General features: G+C 67.6%; 18 protein-coding genes. 9 read left to right on the top strand and 9 right to left on the bottom strand.

All coding sequences use genetic code 11. The features are described 5' to 3' along the window. Positions 1–238: 238 nt before the first annotated feature. The 3 genes from QM711_RS05355 to QM711_RS05365 are packed head-to-tail and all read right to left on the bottom strand — an operon-like array spanning position 239 to position 7,075. On the bottom strand, positions 239–5,197 hold the full coding sequence (locus tag QM711_RS05355) for a PKD domain-containing protein (protein WP_415097052.1): 4,959 nt from the start codon (positions 5,195–5,197) through the stop codon (positions 239–241). Beyond that, a complete protein-coding gene (locus QM711_RS05360; RefSeq protein WP_415097054.1) occupies positions 5,190–6,455 on the bottom strand; it encodes a hypothetical protein in 1,266 nt (421 codons plus the stop codon). Before QM711_RS05360 ends, QM711_RS05355 begins: the two co-directional genes overlap by 8 nt. Before the next feature lie 2 nt (positions 6,456–6,457). Further along, positions 6,458–7,075 carry a DUF4352 domain-containing protein gene (locus tag QM711_RS05365; protein ID WP_415097056.1) on the bottom strand — a complete coding sequence of 206 codons (618 nt, stop codon included), beginning with the start codon at positions 7,073–7,075 and terminating at the stop codon, positions 6,458–6,460. Positions 7,076–7,375: 300 nt separating this feature from the next. Between QM711_RS05365 and QM711_RS05370 the strand changes: the two genes are divergently transcribed. Further along, entirely contained in the window at positions 7,376–8,131 is a 756-nt protein-coding gene (locus QM711_RS05370; protein WP_415097058.1) for a CDP-alcohol phosphatidyltransferase family protein, read from the top strand. 6 nt (positions 8,132–8,137) lie between these two features. Here the strand turns inward: QM711_RS05370 and QM711_RS05375 are convergent, their stop codons facing one another. From QM711_RS05375 to QM711_RS05395, 5 genes are all read right to left on the bottom strand, one after another. Continuing rightward, positions 8,138–9,220, bottom strand: a complete 1,083-nt coding sequence (locus QM711_RS05375) for a glycosyltransferase family 4 protein (RefSeq protein WP_415097060.1) — start codon at positions 9,218–9,220, stop codon at positions 8,138–8,140. 65 nt (positions 9,221–9,285) lie between these two features. Next, positions 9,286–10,149 carry a hypothetical protein gene (locus tag QM711_RS05380; RefSeq protein ID WP_415097062.1) on the bottom strand — a complete coding sequence of 288 codons (864 nt, stop codon included), beginning with the start codon at positions 10,147–10,149 and terminating at the stop codon, positions 9,286–9,288. A gap of 8 nt (positions 10,150–10,157) precedes the next feature. Then, positions 10,158–11,303 carry a Gfo/Idh/MocA family protein gene (locus QM711_RS05385; protein WP_415097064.1) on the bottom strand — a complete coding sequence of 382 codons (1,146 nt, stop codon included), beginning with the start codon at positions 11,301–11,303 and terminating at the stop codon, positions 10,158–10,160. A gap of 3 nt (positions 11,304–11,306) precedes the next feature. Further along, positions 11,307–12,500, bottom strand: a complete 1,194-nt coding sequence (locus QM711_RS05390) for a DUF1972 domain-containing protein (RefSeq protein WP_415097066.1) — start codon at positions 12,498–12,500, stop codon at positions 11,307–11,309. 110 nt (positions 12,501–12,610) lie between these two features. Continuing rightward, positions 12,611–13,396, bottom strand: a complete 786-nt coding sequence (locus tag QM711_RS05395) for an adenylyltransferase/cytidyltransferase family protein (RefSeq protein WP_415097068.1) — start codon at positions 13,394–13,396, stop codon at positions 12,611–12,613. A 248-nt stretch (positions 13,397–13,644) separates the two neighbouring features. Between QM711_RS05395 and QM711_RS05400 the strand changes: the two genes are divergently transcribed. The 4 genes from QM711_RS05400 to QM711_RS05415 all read left to right on the top strand — a co-directional run bounded on the left by QM711_RS05400 (position 13,645) and on the right by QM711_RS05415 (position 18,161). Then, complete coding sequence (locus tag QM711_RS05400; RefSeq protein ID WP_415097070.1) at positions 13,645–15,111, top strand: sugar transferase; 1,467 nt, start codon at positions 13,645–13,647, stop codon at positions 15,109–15,111. A 165-nt stretch (positions 15,112–15,276) separates the two neighbouring features. Then, complete coding sequence (locus tag QM711_RS05405; protein ID WP_415097072.1) at positions 15,277–16,140, top strand: D-hexose-6-phosphate mutarotase; 864 nt, start codon at positions 15,277–15,279, stop codon at positions 16,138–16,140. A 45-nt stretch (positions 16,141–16,185) separates the two neighbouring features. After that, positions 16,186–16,785, top strand: coding sequence for an ArsR/SmtB family transcription factor (locus QM711_RS05410; RefSeq protein ID WP_415097074.1), 600 nt, complete (start codon positions 16,186–16,188; stop codon positions 16,783–16,785). Continuing rightward, positions 16,782–18,161: an MFS transporter gene (locus QM711_RS05415; protein WP_415097076.1), complete on the top strand. Its 1,380-nt coding sequence runs from the start codon at positions 16,782–16,784 to the stop codon at positions 18,159–18,161. The genes QM711_RS05410 and QM711_RS05415 overlap by 4 nt, the downstream gene beginning before the upstream one ends. Positions 18,162–18,273: 112 nt before the next feature. On the opposite strand, the gene QM711_RS05420 is transcribed toward QM711_RS05415, so the two are convergent. After that, entirely contained in the window at positions 18,274–20,196 is a 1,923-nt protein-coding gene (locus QM711_RS05420) for an alpha/beta hydrolase family protein (RefSeq protein WP_415097078.1), read from the bottom strand. 109 nt (positions 20,197–20,305) lie between these two features. Here QM711_RS05420 and QM711_RS05425 point away from each other — a divergent pair, with 109 nt between their 5' ends. The 4 genes from QM711_RS05425 (at position 20,306) to QM711_RS05440 (ending at position 24,457) form a co-directional block, all read left to right on the top strand. Next, a complete protein-coding gene (locus QM711_RS05425; protein ID WP_415097080.1) occupies positions 20,306–21,817 on the top strand; it encodes an acetyl-CoA hydrolase/transferase family protein in 1,512 nt (503 codons plus the stop codon). Positions 21,818–22,165: 348 nt separating this feature from the next. After that, the gene (locus tag QM711_RS05430; protein ID WP_415097082.1) at positions 22,166–22,771 is read left to right on the top strand and encodes a TetR family transcriptional regulator; all 606 of its coding nucleotides are present in this window, start codon (positions 22,166–22,168) and stop codon (positions 22,769–22,771) included. 47 nt (positions 22,772–22,818) lie between these two features. After that, on the top strand, positions 22,819–23,634 hold the full coding sequence (locus tag QM711_RS05435) for a hypothetical protein (protein ID WP_415097084.1): 816 nt from the start codon (positions 22,819–22,821) through the stop codon (positions 23,632–23,634). A gap of 58 nt (positions 23,635–23,692) precedes the next feature. Beyond that, a complete protein-coding gene (locus tag QM711_RS05440; protein WP_415097086.1) occupies positions 23,693–24,457 on the top strand; it encodes a DUF72 domain-containing protein in 765 nt (254 codons plus the stop codon). The last annotated feature ends 26 nt before the right edge of the window (positions 24,458–24,483 follow it).

Consider the following 24,483-nt stretch of genomic DNA (forward strand, 5'->3'; position numbering starts at 1 on the left):
CAAAAGGAAGGGAATCCGATCGTCCTGGTCATAGCGCCAGCGTGACTCATCAGGAATCGTATTGCCGTCTCCCCCCGAAGCGACGCACGAACGGTACCATGCCACGCACTGAACTTTCAGCTTCCCGGCGGAATTCGAGAAACTGAGTATCGTTAAATATTAACGAAATATGAGACGCCAATAAGAAGGGGCCGGCCAGATCTTCACAGATTCTGACCGGCCCCAACGAATGCCGTTGTCAGGGCGCCGGCACCATGAGATTGTCGAAGGAGTAGATCACCGGGAAGCCCGTGCTGCTGCCCGAGACGTAGGTGCTCAGGCCAACCCCTCCCGGCACCTGGAGAGACGCCGTGGAGTCGGTGGTGGACAGGTTCCACGCAGCCGGTTCGCTGCCCGAGCCCCACACCTTCACCCGCAGGCTCGTCGAACTTGTCCCCGTCACCTGCAACCGGACCTTCAAGGTGTCGCCGGCGGTGTAGGTCAGCCCGGACACGGTCTGACTGGACAATGTCGTCTCCGTGCTACCCACCGTGCGGACCAGGAGCAGCTGGACCGCTCCGGTCGACATCACCCGCACCTTGGCGCTGTAGCTCCCCTGGCCGGCCACGTTGCGTCCGATGGCACTGAAGTAGTTGCCGCCACCGGTTGCCGCCTTGTCCATGCTGACATCGACAGACACGTCGGCGTTGCTGGTGCTGACGGAGTTGAGCAGAGCCGTGTAGCCGCTGCCCGCCGTCGACATAGTCACCTTGCCCTTACCGTCGGCCACCGAGAACCGGGCGGCGCCGGTTGCGATCGACCACGGTCCGCCGTTGTCGGCGGTCCCCCAGCCGCTGGCCACCGTGCGGCCGAACGCGTCCGCCGCAACCGGGCCGGGAGCGGTCACCGTGATCGTCTTGGTCACCGAATCCTTGGCGCCGTCGTTGTCGGTCACCGTCAGCTTCACCTGGTAGCTGCCGGCATTGGCGTAGGTGTGGTTCGGGCTCGCACTGGTGCTGGTGCCGCCGTCGCCGAACTCCCAGGCATAGCTGGCCACCGTACCGTCGGTGTCGGACGACCCGGTGCCATCGAAGCTCACCGCCAGGAAGCTCGCCGTGTTGGTGAAGGCAGCCGTCGGCTTGGCGTTGGCGACCACTGCGATGTCGTGGCTCACCGTGTCCTTGCCACCGCGATCGTCGGTCACGGTCAGCTTCACCGTGTAGGTGCCGGACGCCGCATAGGTGTGCGACGGCGTCTTGCCGCTGCCGGACTCGCCGTCACCGAACTCCCACTCATAGGACTCGATGGTGCCGTCGGTGTCCGCCGAGGCGCTCGCGTCGAAGCTCAGCTTCTCGTCGTCAGCTGTCCAGGTGAAGGCCCCGGTCGGCTTGACGTTCGGTGCCAGCACGGTGACGGCGTGCGAGACGGTCGCCGTTCCGCCGCGGTTGTCGGTGACAGTCAGGGTGACCGTGTACTGACCTGCGGCGGCATAGCTGTGCGCCACGGTGGCGCCGTTTCCTGTCGTGGTGTCGCCGAAGTCCCACGCCCAGCCCACGATGGTGCCGTCCGGGTCGGTGGACGTGGCGCCGTCGAAGGACACGTCGAGATCCGACTTGGTGCTGGTGAAGGCAGCCGCCGGCAGCTGATTCGGCGGATCGACCGTGATCACCTGGTGCGTGACCGTATTGGTCGCTCCCTGGTCGTCGGTCACCGTCAAGGCAGCGGTGAAGGTGCCGGCCGTGGCGTAGGTGTGCGTCACGGTCGCGCCGGAGCCGGTCTGGCCGTCGCCGAAGTCCCAGGCATAGCTCGCGAGCGAGCCGTCCGGGTCGGACGAGGTGGCCGCGTCGAACGCGACGGCATGGCTGTCGACGGTTGCGGTGAACGCGGCCGTCGGCGCCTGGTTCGCGACCACCGTGACGGTCTGGCTGGTGGAGTTGGTCAGCCCCTGCGGATCGGCGACGGTCAGTGCGATCGTGTAGGTGCCCGCCGAGGCGTAGGTGTGGGTCGCGTTGACTCCGGTGCCGGTTGCCCCGTCGCCGAAGTTCCAGGTGTAGGTCAGCACTCCACCATCGGGATCGCTGGAAGTTCCGGCGTTCACCGCGGCGCTCAGGTAGGTCTTGGCAGCGGTGAAGGCCGCCACCGGAGCCCGGTTCGGCGCCGTCCGCCCCGATGCCGCAAAGTGCGCCCGGACGTCGTTCTCGGTGAGCGCCGACGGGTAGACCGCCGCCTCGTCGAGGCTGCCGGCGAAGTAGTTGCTGGTGGCACCGCCCCAGGTCCGGTCGGCCCCGATCCGCCAGTACCCCACGTAGGCCTGGCCGGAGGTGGCGCCGTTGGTGCCGATCAGCAGACCGTCCACGTAAAGCTTCATGCCGTCGGCGCCTTGGGTGGCAGCCACCTGATGCCATTGACCGTCGTTGTAGCTGGCCGTCGAGGTGATCGTCTGCTGGCTGCCGTTGTACGCGCCGAACGACAGCTTGCCGTTGTTCTGCATCCAGACATGTCGGTCGTAGGACGAGCTCAACCCACTGGTCGCATTGCCGAAGCCGATCAGCTTGCCGCCACGCGTCGTGGTCGTCTTGAACCACACCTCGGCGGTGTAAGCGCTCGGGGTGACCCACGGATGCTGCCCGACGATCAGGTTGCTGCTGCCGTCGAAGGTCGCGGCGGTGTTCCCCGCGATCGCCCCGCTCACACCGCGGGTCAGCGGCGAGAAGATGCCCGCGGACACGGTGCCGAAGTTGCCGGAGCCCGAGGAGTCGATCGCGTTCCCGCTGCTCTCGGCGAGCCGCCAGTACAGGTCCGGCGAGTTGGCCAGCACCGATGCCGCGTAGGCGTCGGTGGGTGCCGCCGGCCACGAGCCGGTTCGTCCACTGCCGGTGTAGTGGGACTGCACTTCAGCCAGCGAAAGGCCGCGCGGATACACCGCCACCTCGTCCAGCTGCCCCGCCAGCGCGAGGTCAGAGGGACGGTTGGTGAAGCTGTTGGTGATGTCCGATCCGATCCGCCAGTAGCCCTGGTAGCTGCGCCCGGCGGTGTAGCGCTGGTCCCGAGCGACTCGAGCTCCATCGACGAACAGCTGCATGCCCGACCCGTCGGCCACACCCACGACGTGGTGCCAGTTGCCGTCGTTGATCCCGTTCCGCGCCGTCACGGTCCTCATGGCGGTGTCATTGATCATGAAGTTCGGTCGGCCCGAGTTGTCCAGGTAGAGCACTCGGTCGGTGATGGTGGAGGCGTTCGCCGTGTTGGCCTGATCGCCGAAGCCGACGATCCGGCCGCCTCGGGTGCTGGTGGTCTTCACCCAGGCCTCGACCGCGACGCTCGCCGGTGCGGTCTCGGCGGTCGTGGTGACAACCGTGCTCGAGGCCGTCCCGGCCGCGGCCTTGCTGGACTCGTTCAGCAACGCCCCGGCATTGCCGAAGGTCTCACCGGTGGGTGTGCCGTGAGCCGAGCCGATCGAGTCGACCACCAGGGTGCTCCCAGGGGCTTCCTCGAGGCGCCACAAGTGCGAGGCGCCATGGCCGGCCAGCAGGTCGGCGTAGGCCGAGCTCGCGCCGCCGACCGTGACGAAGCCGGACCATGCCGACCATTGCGCATTGCCTGCAGCATCGCGCGCTCGAATCTGGTAGCGCACCTGGGTGCCGTCGGCCAGACCGGAATCGGTGTAGGTGTATTTGGGCAGGCTCCAGAACTCCGCGTCGTTCTTGCTCACCGTGGCGATCTTCGTGGTGGCGGTGCCCACCCCGCGGTAGATGTCGTACTCGGTGACGGCGTCGTCGCGGTCGAACATTGCGCCGAAGACGACGCGCACAGTTCCCGGTCCGGACGGAATGGGGGTCGGTGTCGACCCGGCCGAGGCACTCGGCTTCAGGCCGTTCGAGATCGGCTTCTTGGCGAACCGGACCAAGCCCTGCTGCGCCACGTTGTTCACCATCGGGAACTCACCTGCCAGGACCAGGTAGTCCCCGTTCCCACCGATCGACCACGCGGCCTGCTTGGCAGCGGTGTAGGTGCCGAACTCCAGATCCGGGTACCAGTGCAATTGACCGGTGTACGGGATTCCGGTGTAGTCCCAGTTGTAGGCGTCCTTGCTGGTGATCGTGCCGATGGTCGGCCCGATCCGCTCCGCGCTCGCCTTCACCCAGCGGGCCCGCGGGTTGGTGTCCGGGAAGGCGCCCGCCAACGTGCAGTTGTGGTCGTGGCTGACCGTGTACAGCACGCCGCCCATCGGGAACGTGTCGTAGGTATCGCCAAGGCAGTCGTTGACCCAGTTGATCGCGCCCGTGCTCGGATCCGCCGAGAAGGTGCCTTCGAATGCCGCGCCGGCGCCGAAGGAGTAGCCGGCCCCGAAGATCGAGGTGCCGTCCGTCGACAACGTATCGATCGCTCCGTTCAGTCCGGCGGCCCGAAGCTTGGTATTCGCCGCCCACGGCAAGGTGGCACCGGTGGTCGCGTCGATCGAGCCCATGCCGTAGGCATCCACGCCGTTGATGGTTGCGAACGAGCCGCCCGCGATGATGCGTGACTTGTCCGGCGCCGCGACCATGGTGAACACGTAGCCGCTGGTGTCTCCGACCGGCGCCCACGGGGTCAGATTGCCGGTTCCCGCGTCGTAGGCGGAGAACAGTGCGCGAGTCTGGCCGTTGGCCGAGCGGAAGTTGCCGCCGGCATAGACGGTGTTGCCGATCGGGACGAGTCCGCGGACCTGGCCATCGGTGCGGGCGTTGAACGACGTAAGTGGCGCTCCGCTGGCGGTCAGGTCGAACGCCGCGATATGACCGCGGGCCACCCCGTCCACCTCGGTGAAGTCGCCGCCCACGTAGAGGCGGGTGCCGCTGTCGTTGGCCCGGATCACCAGACCCTGGGCGTTCAGCGAGTGGTTGAACGTGACCGGATTCCCGGTGGTCACATCGAAAGCGAAGATATTGGTGGCGGCCACCGACAGCGGGCTGCCCAGCGGCGTGCCCGGCGGCCTGGCCTGGGTGAACTCGCCCGTCACGTAGGCGGTGTTACCGACCACGACGGTGCTCCAGACCACGCCGTTGAGCTGCCACGTCGGCAGCGCCTCAGCGGTGACCGTAGCCGGGTCGTTCGGTAGTGGCGCAGCCTCCGCCCGCTGCGCGGGGAAGACACCGGCCAAGCCGGCCGTGACCGCCACAACAGCGGCAACCAGGCCGCTGACGCCCTTCCTCGGGCGCGACGTTGAAGAGTTAGACATTGCTCATCCTGAGTTCGGTCGTAGGAGCAAGAGACGAAGTTCTGGCCAGTGGTGCCAACACGAACTGGCGGACCAGGAAGCCACCGACGAGCAGGCCGGCGGCCAGTGCGAACGGTGTCCAGGCGGGGCTGACGCCGAGCGCCAGCAATGACGTGAGAAGAACGACGGCGAAGCCGGCATCGATCAGCCGGCAGCCGAAAACCCTGCGCTGACGGCCCTTGACGGCCGCCAGGCTGGCGAACGGCTGGAAAGAAGCCGACGCCATGACGTAGACCACCCAGCCCGCGACGGTGAGTCGCTCGATGTCGAAACTCGGCCCACTGACGAGATGGCTGAGGTACGGGGCGGCCGAGATGATGCCGATTCCGAGGACGAGCGCTCCGGACATCAGCAGCAGCGACGCGCGCCAAGCCCGTCGCCGGAGTGCGGCAACCCCGAGCGCGGAGTCTCGGACGTAGCTGGACAGCAGGTAGGAGCCGAGGCCCTGGACGACGAGAAGGACCGGTGCGACAAAGATCCGGGCGCCCTCGATCAGGCCGAGCGCCGCCCCGCCGGCGAAGGCCGTGACCAGCACGCGGGCAAGGGTGAGCATGAGCTGCGGTACCGCCACCTGGGCGCCCCGCCACGCCCCGAAGGCGGCGACCGGACGGAGATCGGAGCCACGCATCCGCACCCACCTCCGCTCTGCCGCGGGCAGCAGCATGATGCCGGCCACGATCCCCGCCAGTTGTCCGGCGAGCAGAGCAGCGAAGAACGACTCGACGGTGATCATCCGCATCGCTGCGGACCCGCCGATGATCGCCAGCGCGGTGACAACCGCGACACTGTCCAGGATCACCAGCCGCCAGAACTGCATGACGCCCATCAGGATGCGGCGCACCAGTTCCTCGAACTGAAACGCGACCAGAGCACCGGCGAACAGTGCCGCCTGCAGCGGGGTGAGGACGGTGAGGCCCATGATCACTCCCGAGCCGAGCGCGGTCAGCGCGCCGAGCATCAGCGCCCAGGCCTGGAGCGCACCTCGGACCGCGGGTCGCGTCCGGTCGAGGATGACCAGCGAGTCGCCGACCATTCCGCTGGCGAGAGCCGTGGTGAGCACGATCACGCCGAGTGACAGACTGATCAGGCCCAGGCCCTGCGCGCCGAGTGTCCAGGCGGCGACGATCTGCAGCCCGAAGCTGCCGACCGCCTGCCACACCTGCGCGACCGCGGCGCCGAGGGCGCGGGAGCGCAGCAACGACACGACTCGGCCGGCCACGGTCAGCTCAGTCCACCGCGGAAGACCGCGGAGGTGTGCACGCCGTCGAAGTCGACCACGACGGTCACCTTCGAGTAGGACGACTTCGGCACGGCGAACGCATAGTTGGCCTTGGCCGTCCCGCCCGGCTTCAACTCACCGGCGAAGTCGTTCACTTTGGCCTCTTCGGCGTAGACCGGGTTGACCTGCTTGCCCTTGCTGTCCAAGACGGTGATCACCACCGTGTCCAACGACAAAGCGCGGGCACTTCCGTTGGAGATCTCCATCGCGAGCACCGCGTAGGCCCGCCCCGGGAAACGGCCGGGACCTTCCTTGGTCTCCTTGCCGAAGGTGACGTCGCGGATGCGCAGCTTGACTCCGTCGGAGTAGCTCACCCGGCCGTCGGTGCCGGCCGGACGCGCCGTTATCGTCGGCGTGCCTCCCCCGTCGCGCTGAACCTTCGGAACCGGCTGGGCCTTGGTCGTGGCCGCCGTGGTCGGCTTGGACGTCGGATCCGGGCTGGCCGAGGTGACCGGCGAATCGGTCGGCGTGGCCTGGGCGGTCGATGCCGCCGGCGACGGGCCTGTTGATCCCGACGTGCAGCCGCTCAGCAACACCCCGGCCAATACGACCGCGGACATGGTACGAGATAGATTCCCCACAGCGTTCCCCCCCGAGACGCTCGAAAAAAGTGGAGCAAGTTGAGATTTCGGCGACGAATCCCCCGATACGCCAACCGCGGCAATGCCGCTACTTCCTCCGCACCGAATGATAACTGCTGGCGGCGGGTTTGTCACCTCGGGTGCGCGGTCAACGTCCTGGGCTGACCCGGACAAAAGGGTGCGCATCTCATCGACCATCACGGCGTAGACTGGCCGGACGGCGCGAATTTGCACCCTCAGCGCCCACCACTCCCAGTGACAACAAGGGGAAACGCCTTGATGACGACCTCACACCGACCTGCCTTCCGGGCCAACTACGCCCAGCTTCAGGCCGCCCAGAAGAGCTCCAAAGGTGCGCCGATCTACTCGCTGTTGGTGAACCGGCCGCTCGGACGCGTGTTCGCGGCGGCCGCGCACCGGCTGGGAATGACACCGGACCAGGTCACCGTGATCAGTGCGGTCTGCACGTTCACCGGCATCGCGTTGATCGCTCTGGTGCCTCCGAGCCTGCCGCTTGCGCTTGCGGTGACCGTGACACTGGTTCTGGGCTATGCGCTGGATGCAGCGGACGGCCAGCTGGCCCGCCTGCGCGGCGGCGGCAGCCTCACCGGCGAGTGGCTGGACCATGTCATCGACTCGTTCAAGATCGCCACCCTGCACCTGGCGGTGCTGATCTCGATGTACCGGTTCTTCGATGTCGCGCCGCTGTGGCTGCTGGTGCCACTGCTGTTCGCGGCGGTTTACGTCATTCACTTCTTCGGCATGCTGCTCACCGACCTGCTGACCCGGAACGCGCGGCTCAGGCTGGGGCTGGGCCGGGAGACCCCGCAGGCGGGATCGAGCGTGATGTCCCTGCTCAAGCTGCCGACCGACTACGGCCTGCTCTGCCTGTCCTTCTTGCTGCTGGCCTATCCTCCGGCGTTCCTATGGTTCTACCTGCTGCTCACCGTCGCCAATGCCGGCTACACCCTGCTGGTCATCGGCGTCTGGTACAAGCGACTGCGCAACCTGGACGCCGAGTTGGCGGCCCAGTAGGCCGAATCAGGCGTGGGCCGGAAGTCCGCAGCCCTTGGTGAGCGCCCGACCGTACTCGGCCGCCGAGAAGGTCTGAGCGACCGTTTCGGAGTCGCGCAGTGCGGCCGACCGGTACCGCTCCCAGTCATCGACGATGGTCTCGACCGCGTCCGCAAACGCGGCTGCGTCCCCGGCCGGGACCCGGATCGCGCTGGTGGCGGCGTGACTGGCCTCCTTGAGGCCCGCGATGTCGCTCACCACAAGTGGGCGGGCAGCCAAGGACGCCTCGACCGCGGTGTTGCCGAACGGCTCGTCCACCACCGAGGAGATCAGCACGATGTCGCTGTCGGCAAGGGTCGGCCAGATCGTCGGCCGGAAGCCCAGGAGGGTGACCTCATCGCTCAGGTCCGATTGCGCCACCTGCTCGCGCAGGCCATCCTCGTAGGCCTCGTTCCCGGGAAACACCGCGCCGAGTAGATCCAGACGGACCCGGCGTCCACGCCGCTTGAGCAGTTCGGCCGCCTCGACCAGGACGTGGGGGCCCTTGCGATGAGAGAGCCGTCCCATGTAGAGCAGCCTGACCTCGTCGCCGAGCTGCTCGCGCGGCGGGACGACCTCTGCGGGCCCAGGAACGGCGTTGTACGCGATCGTGGTCCGCTTCGCCAGCCAGGGTGCCGATGCCGCCAGCACGTCCAGGCTGAACCGGCTGTTGATCACGATCCGCTGGCAGAACACCAGCGGCAGGTAGAGCGCCGCCCGAAGGATGGGGCTGGCGGTGCCTTCGGCCTCGTGCACATGGCACACCACCTGCCGTCCGGACAGCCGGGCCAGCGGGAACCACAGCGGCGGGGTGATCGTGTTCACGATCACCGTCGCAGCGTTGGTGTGCTTGAGCAGCCTCCAGGACGGCCCCCAGGCAGCCATGGTCTCCTTCACCAGCTGCACCAAGCCCGTCGGCGACAGCAGACTCTTGCGGATGATCGGCGTCGGCTGTTCCAGCACGGTGGCGCCGGCTTCGGTCAACAGTTCGATCAGCGGACCGTCCCCGGGCACCGTCACGAATACCCGGTAGCCGGACGCGGTGAGCGCTTTGACGCTCTCCAGCGTCATTCGGTCCGATCCGTACAGGTCCGCACCCGGATTGGCGATCAGAACGGTCCGCCGATCGCCCGCCATCACTTGTTCCAGTAGGTGTCGACCAACTGCTTCGTATTGGCGATGTTGCGCCGCGACGACGCCCCGAAGACGATCGCCTCGATGTTCGGCTGCTCGCACACCCATTGGATCGCCTCATCCGCAGGAATGGCGCCAGAGGCGTATACCGACATGGCGACCGGTCGGAAATCGTGCGACTCCAGCGCTTTGCGGTAGGAGTCCATGCCGCCGGACATCCGGAAGCCGATCTTGTTGATGTTCGCGCAGATCAGCGGCGAGGCGACGCCCTGCTTGTCGAGCACCTGGGCCAGCATCGGCAGATTCATGGTGATGAACCCGGGTTCGGCGTCGTACCGGCTGCGGACGTGATCGGCGAAGATCGAGAACGCGTCGTTGAAGCCCATGCCGAGCAACAGGTCCGTGACGACATTCTGCAGCCAGATCACCGGCGTCGGCAGCCCCTCGAACATCTTCATCTCGGCGTCGATCAACAACGTGACCAAGCCCTCGATATCCTTGCCGACCAAGGACGAGGTACCGCGCATCGCAGCGTCCACGAGCCCGGAGTTGGGCAGGAAACGCTTCAGCGCACCCATCATTCCGTCGGTGGTGATGGCGTTGGCGTACTTGTGCGCGTAAGGCATCCCCGGAAAGAACGTGAAGTCCGGATACTGTTCACGATTCTCGCGGAAGTAGTGCGCCACTTCGCCGATCCGGTCATGGGTCGTGCACATGAAGGTGGTCACGCCTTCGGCGTAGGCATCCTTGAGCACGTCGATGACCGCGTCGGTGCGCTGGAAGCGCATCTGTTGCTGGCGGGCCTTCTCCTCAGACATGTGATTGACCCCGAAGAACTGGTTGTCTCCGAAAAGCAGGTTGTCCATCGTCGTCCTCACTTTCCGCCGGACACGAGTGCCCGGACGCGCTTCACACCCGAACGGCCGAGATCGAGCAATCGGGCGGCCAACGACCGCGCCGGAGGCCGGACGGCGACCACTTCATCGCTGAGCCGCACCGAAGGCCCACGCTTGGAGTCGTCGATCATCCGCTCGATCAGCTTGTCGGTGACGACCGCCGAGGCGAATGTGTTCTCGCCGTCCACGATCCCCCCAGCGACCCGTTCCACGAAGTGCGCCAACTGGGCGGTGTACTCCTCGCCGCGCAGGTAGAAGTCGACCTGGTCGGTGAGTTCGGTGGTGTAGCGAACGTTCCAGCCGGCCTGATAGCCCTCGGGGAGCTGCGCCTCCTCGCGCAGATAGACCTGAATCTCCTGGCGGTCGGCGAAGATGCGGCCGGCTGTGCCCCACAGGGTGATCCTGGTGGTCATCTTGCGAACCGACTCGTCCGACCAGTTCACCGACACCGAGACCGTGCGGCCCTCGTCGTAGTAAAGCGTGGAGGAAACCTCGTCATCGATCTCGGCGGAGAAGATGCTGTTCAGCACAGTGCCACCCACTCCGACCGGCTCGCCGAGGTACCAGTTGATCAGGTTCAGCGGGTGGGCGGCGTAGTCATAGAGACAGCCGCCACCCTCGGTGCTCTTGCTCCGCCAGGTGCCGCCCTGAGGCTTCAGCACCACCGGACCGTAGGCCTCGGCCAGTCCGTGAGTGACCGTGCCGATGGCGCCGGCGTCGAGCAACCGCTTCACCTCGCCGAACGCGCCGACGAACCGGTTGTGGTAGCCCACCTGAGTGACCAGACCCTTGGCCTGCGCCAACTCGACCAACTCGTCGCCCTCGGATCCACTGAGCGTGAACGGCTTCTCGCAGAAGACTGCGACGCCGGCCTCCAGCAGCTGCTTGACCATCGGGTAGTGCAACCGCGACGGCGTCGCCACGATGGCTGCGTCAGGTTGCTCGTTGGCCAGGAGTTTGTCGATCGACGTGTAGGTCGCCAAGCCGGTGTATTTCTTCAGTATGCCGAGCAGGTAGGTCGTGGCATCGACGACGCCAACGACCTCCACGCCTGGCAGTGCCCGCACCATGGAAAGATGCGAGATTCCCATCTTCCCCAGGCCGACTACCGCCACTTTCACCATCGTTCAACGCCTTCCATTTCGAATCTTCTTCACGTTCTTGGGGAGATAGCGATCGAGCAGAATTCGGTACTGCTCACCGATCTGATACCAGGTGAGTCCGGAGAGGTAGCGCTCGCGCGCCGCCCCGCTCATCTCGGCGAGCCGATCCGGCGACTCGAGGATCTCGTCCAGTGCGGCCTCGACATCATCGGCGGTGGTGAAGTAGCTCTGCCCGGCGCCGGCCGTCCAACGGTTGTACACGTTGTCGTGGGCCAGGACCGCATTTCCAGCACCCAGGGCCTCGACCAGCGACGGATTGGTGCCGCCGACGGTGTGACCGTGCATGTAGAGCGCGCTATGAAACCGCAGTGGCTGGACGATGGCGGGATCGAAAATCGCGCCGACGAAAAGCACGTCCTCGGACGCCGCCTCCATGACCTGGCGGTGGTACTCGTCGCCTTGCGGGTCGTAGTTGCCCAGAATGACCAGCTTCTGACTACGCGGCTTGGCCGAGAAACCCTGGACGAGCTCAAGAATTGAGTTCTCTGGAATGGGCCGGCAGATCAGCGTGAGATAACCACCGGGCTCCAGACCCAGTGCGCGTACCGGCGCCGGATCGGCCTCGAGCACCTCGTCCGCTCCGTAGGCGATCATCGTCACCTTGCGTTTCGGCGCGCGCGTCCAGAGGTATTTCTCGATCGCCGGGTGGTCGGCGATGAGATGGTTGCCCACAGCCGCCGAGAACCGCTCGTTGATGTAGAGAATGGCCTGACGGGTGAATCCCCAACGCGACCGCGACCACTCGATCCCGTCCATGTTGATCACCATCGGGATGCCCTTGAGCCGTTGCCAAGTGTTGAAGATCCCGGTGTTGTACCCGAAGACCAGGCAGAGATCATCGAACTGGCTCACGTGCCGGACGCACTTCAGGTCGAAAAGCGACGTTCCGCGCCACCCGGGCACACTCACCGGGACGTTCACCCGCTCCAAGCCGTGCCACTCGTCGTAGGTGATCTCACCCGAGCCGTCGACCTGGCAGTAGACGATGACCCGCCAACCGGCGGCGAGCAGATGCAGGCCGACCTTCTCGGCAGCCGTTTCGAAGCCGCCGTAGTTGGCCGGGACGCCATGGGTACCCAGAATGCGGACGACTGGCCTGTCGTCCGTCTCGAGACTGGATCGATCGGAATCGATCGGGGCTCGTTGGCGTGCTGACAAGCGTGAAACTCCTTCGTGGGCGGGTCGGCCGGACGCAAAGGGCGCCAGCAAGTGGGGTGTAACCGACCGTGCGGAAGCATACCGGAACGGCCTGCCCGCAGGACGTGCGTTCAGCGGCTGGCGAGAATCTGGCGCAGCGCCGTGGACGAGGTGTGGGCGGTGTAGGGAAAGTAGCGAACGCTGGCACCGACGGTAGCCATCTCCGACTCGAGCCGGTCGCCCTTCGCCGTCCCGCGCCAATCGTCGCCCTTGAACAACACGTCGAAGTGAACGCGCTCCCAGACATCCAGTTTGCTGCTGGAGAAATCGACCACAACAGCGTCCACGATATCCATCGCGGCCACCACTTCCATGCGTTCCGCGAGCGGAACCACTGGATACTTGCCCTTGGCCTGGAACAACGCCTCATCGGTAACCACGCCGACCACCAAACGTGCGCACTGCGCTCGCGCACGCTTGAGGATGTTGAGGTGGCCGATGTGGAACATGTCCCAGGCGCCCGGAACGTAGCCCATGGCTCCATCCGCTGGGCGCAACGCCAGCGGCCGGCCGAAGTCGGAGGCCGTCCGTTCAGCCACCCGCGGCTGCAGCCAGTGATCCACCTCGGCCTGACCGATGCCGACATCGGTGCGGGCATAGACGATGTCGCGGCTGCTCCGCTTCAGCGGGCCGGACGGGTCGTAGATGGTGGCGTCCGATACGTCGCGAATCGACCCGACGATCTCCAGCCGCTCCTGTGCCGGCACCACCGGCGCTCGGCCGGTCAGCCCGACGACTGCCTCATCGGAGAGCACGCGAGCCTCGACCCGGTCGACACTCTCCGCAGCTTGATGAACAACGTCAACGTCTCCCACATCAACCATGTCGAAGACGGACAACAAGTAGCCCGTTCTCACGTGCATTCCCCCCGGAACATCGACCAGCCCCCCGCCGGTCGAACGATGAGATCTTCGCACGAACTCCCACACGGATTCAAATGCCGGGATACACGTAGATGTACGTAGGGCGTCCGAGCGGGAAAGATCAGCCATCTCCGGTTGCCAGGCCGGACAAGGTGTGGGAAGCTGTGGTGCAGCAGGTGCTGGGGGGTGCCTGTCGTGAACTCGGGGGGAGTTCGCAGTTATCTCGGGGGGGATTTCTTCACATGACTACTCTGGACGTGCGCGTTCAGGCTGCTCGTCAGCGCCTGAACAGCAGCCTCATGACCGCCCGCGGCAGCGCGGCCCTTCGGCAGACCAGCGTCGCTTTGATCGACGCCCTGTTGATCGCGATGTCGGCACTGGCCGCCTACGCCGGGCGCTTCGGCCTCGGCCTGCACAACAACATGTTCGGCCCCGAGGGACCGGTCTGGGCCTACTACGCCATTCCGGGCGCCTGGATGGCCACGCTGGCGCTGTGCGGCGCCTACGCCCTGCACCATCTGCAGACCGGCATGGTCGAGTACCAGCGGGTCGCCCTCGGCTCAGGGCTGTTCGCCGGCGCGGTCGGCATCGGCTGCTACCTGACCATGTCCGACCTGTCCCGCTCGTTCTTCATCCTCCTGTTCGCCATCGGGATCCCGGCCATGCTGGTCGGCCGCCTGATTCGCCGTCGCGCCCTGATGCACCTGCGTGCCCGGGGCCTGTTCCAGACCTCGGTACTGGTTGCCGGCTCGCCCTCGCACATCGACGAGGTCGCCCGCGTGCTGCGTCGGGAGAAGTGGCTCGGCTACCAGGTGGTCGGCGCGGTCACGTCCGCCGAGATCGAAGAGACCCCGGCCGGCCTGCCCATCCTGGGCCGCGTGTCGGACGTGGTGGAGTTGATCGAGGACTCGTCCATCGACACGGTGATCTTCGCCGAGGGATCCTTCCCCGACAGCCAGCACTTCAAGCGGATGGCCTGGGACCTGGAGGACCTCGACACCCAGATGATCGTGGTGCCCGCGCTCACCGACATCAGCTCCGAGCGGCTGAACCCGCGTCCGGTGGCCGGCCTGCCGCTGGTCTACGTCGAGCGGCCGCAGGCCGTGGCCGCGTCCCGCTGGGGCAAGCGGGCCTTCGACATCATCGGTTCCAGCATCCTGCTGCTGCTCAGCGCGCCGGTGATGGCCGTGGTCGCACTCATGGTGAAGCTGGAGGACCGCGGACCGGTCCTGTTCCGGCAGACCCGGGTCGGACGCCGCGGCGAAGAGTTCCAGTGCCTCAAGGTGCGCTCCATGGTGGTCGACGCCGAAGCGCGGCTGGCCGCGCTGCAGGCGCAGAACGAGGGCGCCGGCGTGCTGTTCAAGATGGCGAAGGATCCGCGGATCACCAAGATCGGTGGCTTCATCCGACGCTTCTCGATCGACGAGGTGCCGCAGTTCTGGAACGTGCTCCGTGGTGACATGAGCCTGGTCGGCCCGCGCCCGGCGCTGCCGAAGGAGGTCGCGCTCTACGACAGCGACACCGTTCGCCGGCTGGACGTGCGCCCCGGTCTCACCGGCCTGTGGCAGGTTTCCGGACGCTCGAACCTGCCGTGGGACGAGACCGTCCGGCTGGACATCTACTACGTCGACAACTGGTCGATCATGCAGGATCTGACGATCCTGATGCGCACCGCGCGGGCCGTTCTGGGCTCCAGCGGCGCCTACTGATCGCGCAGTATTCGCAGAACCACCCCAACCCACAGACGAGCCCATCCCCCCGGGCTCCCCGAGCGCTGCGGGGCCGTCCCAGGCTCCGCAGCGCTCCTCCTTTTCCGGCCAGGCTGGGCCGCGTAGTTCGAGTCCCGGACGGACCGGACCACTACTGTCTCGCTCATGACCTACACCGAGATCGCCGCTCCCCTACCGGGCATCGAGGACTCCACCGGACGCTGCCGGATCTTCGATCACGGCGCTCATGTCGTCGGCTGGCAACCCGCAGGTTCGGCTCAGCCGGTACTTTGGCTCAGTTCCGCCACCGCCTACGCAGCCGGCAAGGCGATCCGGGGCGGCATCCCAATCTGCTTCCCCTGGTTCGGCCCCGGATTGAGCGGCGACAAGAAGCCCGCGCACGGCTTCGTCCGCGCAGCCCCGTGGCGGCGAGAAGGGGCGACCGAGTCCGACGACGTCCTGCGGGTGGAGTACTCGACGGATCCGTCGATCAGCGGGGACCAGCCCGAGTTCCCCTACGACTACCGGGCCCGGCTCACGGTGGAGTTCGGCGCCGAGCACCTGTTGGTCTCGCTGTGGGCGTCCAACGAGGGCGATGTCCCGTTCACCATCGAGCAGGCCCTGCACACCTATCTCGCGGTCGGCGATGTCCGCGAAGTCGCCATCGATGGCCTCGACGGGGCCGTCTATCTGGACAAGAACAGCCCCGAGCCGGCCTTCGACCTGACTCAATCCGGCCCCCTACGCCTCGACGGCCCCACAGATCGGGTGTATCTGTCCGAGGGCCCGGTCACCGTGCGCGACCCGGGTCTGGGACGGCAGCTGGTCTCCACCACCCACGGCGCGTCCAACGTGGTGGTGTGGAATCCGTGGCAGCAGGCCGCTGAGCAGATGCCCGATATGGGTCCCGGCGAGTGGACGGGCATGGTCTGCGTGGAGGCCGCCAACGTCCTCGCGAACGCCCTCACCCTGCTGCCCGGCGAGCACTGGACGCTCAGCCAGCGGATCGAGGTGCTTCCGCTCGACTGATCGGCACGCCTTGACTAATGGTCGGGAAATATCGACCATACTGGAATGACCGACCATTCGATTCCGGACGCGACCGGCGAGGGCGTCGCCGGGCCACCCGATTACCCGCTGGCCGAGGTGCTCGAACTCACCGAGCCCGGGCAGTACCGTGCCCTGTTCGAGGACAGCCGGCGGCAGATCGTGTCGTTGCTGCTCGATCGGGCGGCCACCACGTCCGAACTCGCCGAGGTGCTCGGACGCCCGAAGGGCACCATCGGTCACCACCTGAAGGTGCTCGCCGAGGCCGGCCTGGTGCACGTCGTGCGCACCAAGCGGGTCCGGGCGCTGGAAGCGAAGTACTACGGCCGCACGGCGCGGGTGTTCCTCTATCACCGCGAGCACGAAGCGGTCGGCGAGGAGCAACACATACTTGGCCGGGCGTCCGCCGAGGTGGGGCAGGCCGCCCCGGACGGCACCGTGCTTTCCGCGAATGTCCGGTACGCCCGCATTCCGCTGGAGCGTGCGGTCGAGTGGAAGCATCGCCTCGATGAGCTGGTGATGGAGTTCGCCGCCGAGCCGGCGTCCGGGCCGATCACCTACGCCCTGGTCTACGGGCTCTATCCGACCCGGCGTCCGGCACTTCCGGAGTCGGAGGAGGACCGGTGAGCGCGGCCGCCGGCCCGCAGCAGACCGGGCTGGGCGCGAACTATCGCAAGCTGTTGGCGTCCGCGACGGCCGCCAACCTGGGCGACGGGCTGATGACGGTCGCGTTGGTGTGGCTGGCGTCCGCGGTCACCCGGGACGCCCTGCTGATCGCAATGGTCGGGGTGGCCGGACGGCTGCCCTGGCTGATCTTCAGCCTGCCGGCCGGGGTGATCAGCGACCGGTTCGACCGCCGGCTGCTGATCGGCTGGATGGACGTCTGCCGGGTGATCGTGGTGGCCGGGTTGGGCGTCACGGTGGCGCTCCATGCCGCCGACCTACCCACGCCGGAGGAGCTCGCCGCCGGTGCGCCGGAGCCGTCCGGCGGCCCGGCGTTGATCGTGGCACTCTGTGTGGCGTCGCTGTTGCTCGGCTGTGCCGAGGTGCTGCGCGACAACACCGCGCAGACGCTGCTGCCGTCCATCGTCGACAAATCCCGGCTCGAACGCGCCAACGGACGGCTGTGGGCAGCCGAGACGACGATGAACAGCTTCGTCGGGCCTCCGCTGGGCGGCGTCCTGGTCGCCGTGGCGCTGGCCCTGCCGTTCTTCGTCAACGCCGGCCTGCTGGCGGTGAGCGCCGCCATGGTGTTCGCGCTGGCCGGCAGCTTCGCGCCGGGCGGTGCGGCGGCGTCCGGTCCGCGCACCCGGATCGACTGGCGCGGCGAGATCGGCGAGGGTTTCCGGTGGCTGTGGCAGCACCGGCTGATCCGCAGCCTGGCCATCCTGCTGGGCTTGCTGAACATGCTCAGCAATGTCGCCTTCGTGATCCTGGTGCTGTTCGTGCAGGAGGTGCTGGGGCTCTACGAGGGATGGCAGTTCGGCCTGGTGACAACGGGTATCGCCGCGGGCGCTGTGCTGGGGTCGCTGATCGCCGAGCGGGTCACCAGGCGGCTCAGCCCGGGCACCGCGCTGCTGGTCTCGATCGCCGGGATGGGTATCTCGATCGCGCTGATGGGGTTGCTGCCGTGGGCCGTCCCGTTCTGGGTGCTGGGGGTGACCTCAGGGGTCTTCGTGGTGATCTGGAACGTGGTCACGGTGTCGCTGCGGCAGCGGTTGATCCCCGACCGGCTGCTCGGCCGGGTGAACTCGGTGTACCGGTTCTTCGGCTGGGGCACCATCGCCATCGGCACGGTACTCGGCGGCCTGCTGGTCAGCCTCGCCGAGGCCGTCCTGCCCCGCGACTGGGCACTGCGGGCGGTCTTCCTGGTCAGCGGAGCCTGCCACTTCGCGTTCCTCGGCTACGCCCGCCGGCGGATCAACACGGCTGAGATCCGGGCCGCCGAAGAGGCCGCGAGCGCGGACGCGGATCCGGACGCGGGCCGTCCGGCGAGCCCGTGACCCGGCGCCACAAAGCCCTCCCTAACTACCTGTGCCCTCCCACTGGTGGGAGGGCACAGGTAGTTAGGGAGGGCCTTGTCGGGAGGCGTTTCGCGGCGCGGCGAAGTTGGCGTCAGCTCGGCAGCGTGATGCCGAAGGTGCGCGCGTAGAAGGCGAGCTCGGCTTCCAGCGCGCGCCGGATCGTCTCCGCCTTGCGGAAGCCGTGGCCCTCGCCGTCGAAGACGATGAGTTCGACCTCCAGACCCTTGGCGGCGACCGCCGCCGCCATCGCCTCGGCCTGATTCGGCGGGACGACGGCGTCCTCGGCTCCCTGCAGGATCAGCATCGGGCAACTGAGAGCGTCCAGGTGGTTGATCGGCGAGCGCTCCGCGTAGGTCTCGGACGCCGCCGGCCACGGACCGACCAGGCCGTCCAGGTAGCGCGCCTCGAATTTGTGCGTGTCGGACGCCAGCGCGGTCAGATCGCCGATCCCGTACCGGCTGCAACCGGCCGCGAAGACGTCCGAGGTGGTCAGCGCGCGCAGCGTGGTGTAGCCGCCAGCACTGCCGCCGCGAATCGCCAGGCGTGCGCCGTCCACCCGGCCGGCGGCAGCCAGCGCCTGTGCACCGGCGATGCAGTCGGCGACGTCGAGGACGCCCCACTCGCCCCGCAGCCGGTCGCGGTAGGCCCGTCCGTAGCCGCTGCTGCCGCTGTAGTTCACGTCCAGGACGGCGAAGCCGCGGGTGGTCCAGAACTGCACGGCGAGGCTGAACCCGGCGGTGGAGAAGGCCGTCGGACCGCCGTGGCTGATCACGATCAGCGGCGGCAGTTCTGGCTCGGCAACGGGCGCGGCGGTCTCGACAAGCTCGACCAGCACGGGTTCGAACAGCGGTGGCTCGGAGCACGGCGGGTAGTACCAGCCGTGCACCTGTCCTGCCGTTCCCGCCCAGCTCACCGCCTCGGCGGGGCTCAACCGGCTCGGCCTCAGCGCGATCGAGGACGCCGAGTCGACCACCCGGCGCTCGCCGCCGGACCACTCCACGATGGCGTCCGGGGCGTCGGCGAACTGGACGAGTGCGACCACCCGGTCGCCGGCGGCGTCCAGGCTGTCGCAGTCGACGACGTCCGGCGCCAACTGCGAGTAGCCGAGAGACGTCAGCAACGTGGGCGCGCTCCGTCCGTCGACCCGCGGCCGCAGCACCACCGAGCCGTTCCCGGTGACGGCGAACGGCCGCCGTCCGAACACCCAGAACGGTTCGACCAGGTCGGCGTGGCCGTCGGTGAGCTGGGTCAGCGCACCGCCGGGAGCTCTCGCGTGCAGCTCCCAGAACCCTGAACGGTCCGAGCAGAACAGCAACTCCTCGCCCCGCCAGAGCGGATGGACGGCAGACTCCCCCGGCCCGCCGGCCACGGTGCGGACGTCGTCCAGCGTGAGACCGGCGGCCGAGACCCGCAATCGCCCGATCCTGATCAGGCACGAGTCCCAGGGCATGTCCGGGTGCCGCCACTCCATCCAAGCCAGTCGTCCATCCGCTGACAGCTCGGGGCAGGCATGGAAGTCGGCACCCTCAGCGAGCACCGTTCCGCCGTCCTCGTTTGAACCGCTCAAACCCACTACGACAAGCCTGTTCACCGGCTCTCCCGGCGCGGAGTGATCCTCTCGCACGGCCAGCACTACGCCGAGCTCGGGCCACACCCGGAGATCGGCGAACCGCCAGCTGGTCCCATCGGGCGTCAGCGTCACCGGCGCCTCGCCGTCCAGCCGAACCAGCTGCCCGGACGGGTCGGAACTCACCACGACCACCCCGTCGCGGGCATCCCAGGCACCGCCGCCGTACTCGTGCACCCGGGTCCGCACATTGAGCCCGGGCGCCATCTCGCCGGTCACGCCGTCGCGCTGGCGGATCAGCGCCACCCGTCCGGACTCGGCCGGACGGCCCTGGGTCCAGTAGAGGTCGGCACCGTCGTAGCGCGGCTCCGCCAACCGGACGCCGCCGATCGACAAATCGGCGGCCGAGATCGGGGACGGCCAGCTGCCGTAGGAAATCTGACTCACGCGGACACCGTAGTTCCCGCAAGCCGCCCGCGGGAACGCGGTCAGTACTATGCTCCGTAGTAGCTAGCTACTATGCCGCGTAGTAGACGATTCTCCGAAGGAAAGGCCCATGTCCCGCGTCCTGAACAAGAAGCTGCGCAAGAAGCTCACCACCGCCGCCGAGGCAGCCAAGCTGATCAGGCCAGGCACCAATGTCGGGATGAGCGGATTCACCGGTGCGGGCTACCCAAAGGAGCTCCCGGTCGCCCTGGCATCGGAGATCAAGGCAGCGCACGATCGCGGTGAGGAGTTCCAGATCGGACTGCTCACCGGCGCTTCGACGGCCCCCGAACTGGACGGCATGCTGGCCGCGGTGGACGGTGTCGGCTTCCGGACGCCGTACCAGTCCGACCCGATCATGCGCCGCAAGATCAACGAGGGCGTGACCGAGTACGTCGACATTCACCTGTCCCACCTGGCGCCGATGATCTGGGCCGGCAGCATGGGCAAACTGCACACCGCGGTGGTCGAGGTGACGGCCGTCAAAGAGGACGGCCTGCTGGTGCCGTCGTCGTCCATCGGCAACAACAAGACCTTCCTCGACCGGGCCGAGCAGATCATTCTCGAGGTCAACTCGTGGCAGTCGGCAGACCTCGAGGGGATGCACGACATCTACTACGGCACGCGGCTGCCACCCGAGCGCCAACCGGTGCTGCTGACCCATACCGGGGACCGGATCGGGCAGCGCAACTACCGGGTGAATCTCGACAAGGTGGTGGCCGTCGTCGAAACCGACGCCGCCGACCGGAACACCCCGTTCAAGGCGGCCGACGACGACTCGAAGAAGATGGCCGGCTTCTACCTCGAGTTCCTCACCCACGAGGTGAAGAGGGGACGGCTGCCCAAGGACCTGCTGCCGTTGCAATCGGGCGTCGGCAATGTGGCGAACGCCGTGCTGGCCGGGCTGATGGAGGGGCCGTTCGACTACCTGACCTCGTACACCGAGGTGATCCAGGACGGCATGGTCGACCTGATCGACTCGGGCAAGATGACGGTCGCCTCAGCCACCGCCTTCTCGCTGTCGCCGGAGTACGCCGAGCGGATGAACACCGAAGCCAGGCGCTATCGGGACAAGATCGTGCTGCGTCCGCAGGAGATCTCGAACCACCCCGAGATGATCCGGCGGCTGGGCATCATCGCCTGCAACGGCATGATCGAGGCCGACATCTACGGCAACGTGAACTCGACCCACATCATGGGTTCCCGGATGCAGAACGGCATCGGCGGCTCGGCCGATTTCACCCGCAACGCCTTCATCTCGGCGTTCGTCACGCCGTCGACGGCCAAGGGCGGGGCGATCTCCTGCATCGTGCCGATGGTCAGCCACCATGACCACACCGAACACGACGTCCAGGTGCTGATCACCGAACAGGGCCTGGCCGACCTGCGCGGCAAATCGCCGAAGCAGCGCGCCCGGCTGATCATCGACAACTGCGCCCACCCGTCCTACCGGCCGATGCTGCAGGACTACTTCGAGCACGCCCAGCGGGTCTGCAACGGCCTGCACACGCCGCACGATCTGCGGCACTCATTGGGCTGGCACCAGCGGTTCCTCGAGACCGGGACGATGCAGCCCGCCTGACCGGCGGGGCCTCCTCCGGCGGCACAGCGTGGTGCCGACCACCGACAAGGCCCTGCCTAACTACCTGTGCCCTCCCGCATGCGGGAGGGCACAGGTAGTTAGGGAGGGGTTCGGGGTGGACGGGGTGGAATTCATCACCACCGGCCAGAACTGCGGCCTACTCCGGGGCCTCGCGGGCAGTTTGAGGCGATGACGGCATGCGGTGAATTCCCGAGTAGCAGCTCGGAATCACAAGTCACCCATTAGGGTGTGTCTCGGAACCGACGCGTCGGCCTGGCAGCGCCGGCGTCGTAACAGGCTCGGCCGAGCCCGGACAGGCCGCGCGGTCAACGGCGCAAAGGAGGCGCGATGACGGACACCCCCGCGAAGCCGCGCGGACGCCGTCCGGGCCGTGCCGACACCCGTGGCAGCATCTGCCGAGCTGCGCTCTCGCTGTTCTCGACCCTCGGGTACGACAAAGTCTCACTGCGCGCGATCGCCCGCGCGGCCGATGTCGACCCGGCGCTGATCCACCACTACTTCGCCAGCAAATCCGACCTGTTCGCCGAGACCGTGCTCGATCTGCCACTGGACGCCGACCGGCTGGTCGCCGAGGTGCTGGCCGGCCCGCGCGACCGGATCGGCCCGGCCGCCGTGGCCGCTTTCCTCGCCGCCTACGACGGACCGGACGGCGGCCGCGAGCGTTTCACCGCCATGCTCCGCTCCGCGGTCGCCGACGACATCCCGCAGCGCCCGCTGAGCGAGTTCATGTCCAAGGAGGTGTTCGGCGCGATCGCCGAGCAGCTGGGCCGCAGCGACTTCAAGCTGCGCGGCCAGCTGGCGGTGAGCCTGGTGCTCGGCATGGCGCTCAGCCGCTACGTCCTACGGCTGCCGGCGCTGACCTCGGCCGACGACACGGTGCTGATCGAGAGCCTGGGACGCGCCATGCAGGAGTTGCTGGTCGAGGACTGGTGAGCTGGTCGCACCGGCCTCGCTAGGCTGGTCGCGGACACAGGAGGACGATGAGCTGGCCAGCACCCACCGGTGATCCCGTCGGTCCCGACCGGGGCGCGCCGGGGCCGTTGCCGCAGCCCGGACCGGGGTGGACGCCCCAGACCGGGGGCTCCGCGGCACCCGCACACCCCGCGGCACCGCCCGCGTCGTGGCCGGCTGCGCCGGTCGGCTACCCGACCGACCCGGCTCGTCCGGCTGAGCACACCCTGGTCCCGGCCGGCCCGGGCCCGATCCAGACCCTGCCTCCGGATGCGCTGGTCGGACCGCGGCTTGCTCCGCTGAACGAGCGCACCGGCCAGCCCGCCCGACCGTGGACGATCTGGGCGTCGTCGGTGCTGTTGTTCTGCGGGGCGGTGGCCGTGGTGGTCGGACTGCTGCTGGCGATGTGGCGGATGGCCAACCCGTGGATAGGCATCGGCTCGGGTCTGTACGCCCCGAACGACCAGTTCAACGAGGCCACCTGGCTGACCGCCCAGTTTCCCTCCCCAGCGGCCAGCGGAATGCGGGTGCTGTTCGCCGTCCTCTGCTGCCTGATCGCGGTCCTGGTCGCCGGGGTCGCATCCGTGATCGCCTATTACTCCTTCGCCGGCTTCGGGTGGACCCGGATCGGCGGGCTGGTCGCCTTCGGCGTCTCGTTGTTGGCACTGCTGCTGACCCCGATCGCCTCGATCTCGATCGGATTCGCCGCGCTCGCTGCCGTGCCGCTTTGGCTGCCGGCGTCGCGACGGTTCTTCAGCCGCTGGCAGCAACTGCGGTATCCGCAGCCCAGCTACTCGGCACCGATCGACCACGTCTTCTACGGGCCGCTGCCCCGCTACCGCTGAGGTCGCCGCACCCGAGCGGGCGTACCCGTTCGGGCCGGCCTGCGCCGATACTGGGCCGATGCCCTTCCCACCCGCCGCCTCCGCCGCGACGAGCTGGATCGGGACGTCGGGCTGGACCTACGCCAGCTGGCAGGGACGCGTCTATCCCGACGGTCTCGCGGGCAACGCCCGGCTGGCCTTCTATGCCGAACGGTTCGACACCGTGGAGCTCAACGCCAGCTACTACCGCTGGCCGCCGGACACCTCGTTCCGTTCCTGGCAGCGCCGGCTGCCACCCGGATTCGCGTTCACGGTGAAGGCACCGCGTGGCCTCACCCACGCCAAGCGGCTCTACGACCCTGAGCGCTGGGTCGCCCGGATCAAGCACTCGCTGGCGCTGCTCGGCGACCGGTTCGGCACGTTCCTGGTGCAACTGCCGCCGGCCATGGCCCGCGACGACGCGCGGCTGGACCACTTCCTTGATGCCCTGCCCGACGACGTCCCGGTCGCCGTCGAGTTCCGGCACAACAGCTGGCACACCGACGCCGTCTTCGAGCTGTTGAGCCGGCACGGTGCGGCGTACGTGGTGATGAGCGGCGCCGGCCTGCCCTGCATTCTGCGAGCGACGGCGGGCTTCGTCTACGTCCGCTTCCACGGTCCCGATCCGAATCATCTCTACGGGGGCAGCTACGACGATGCGGCGATGAACTGGTGGGCCGACCGGATCGCCGAGTGGCGGGCGAGCGGCCACACCGTGTTCGGCTACTTCAACAACGACGCCGACGGCAATGCCTTTCGCAACGCCTTGGCGCTGCGGCACCTCCTGCGTGCGCGCGGCCACTGACGGTCGCAGCTCGACCGCGCGGTTCT

The sequence above is a fragment of the Micropruina sp. genome (assembly GCF_047602385.1).
In the GTDB taxonomy this organism is placed as follows: domain Bacteria; phylum Actinomycetota; class Actinomycetes; order Propionibacteriales; family Propionibacteriaceae; genus Micropruina.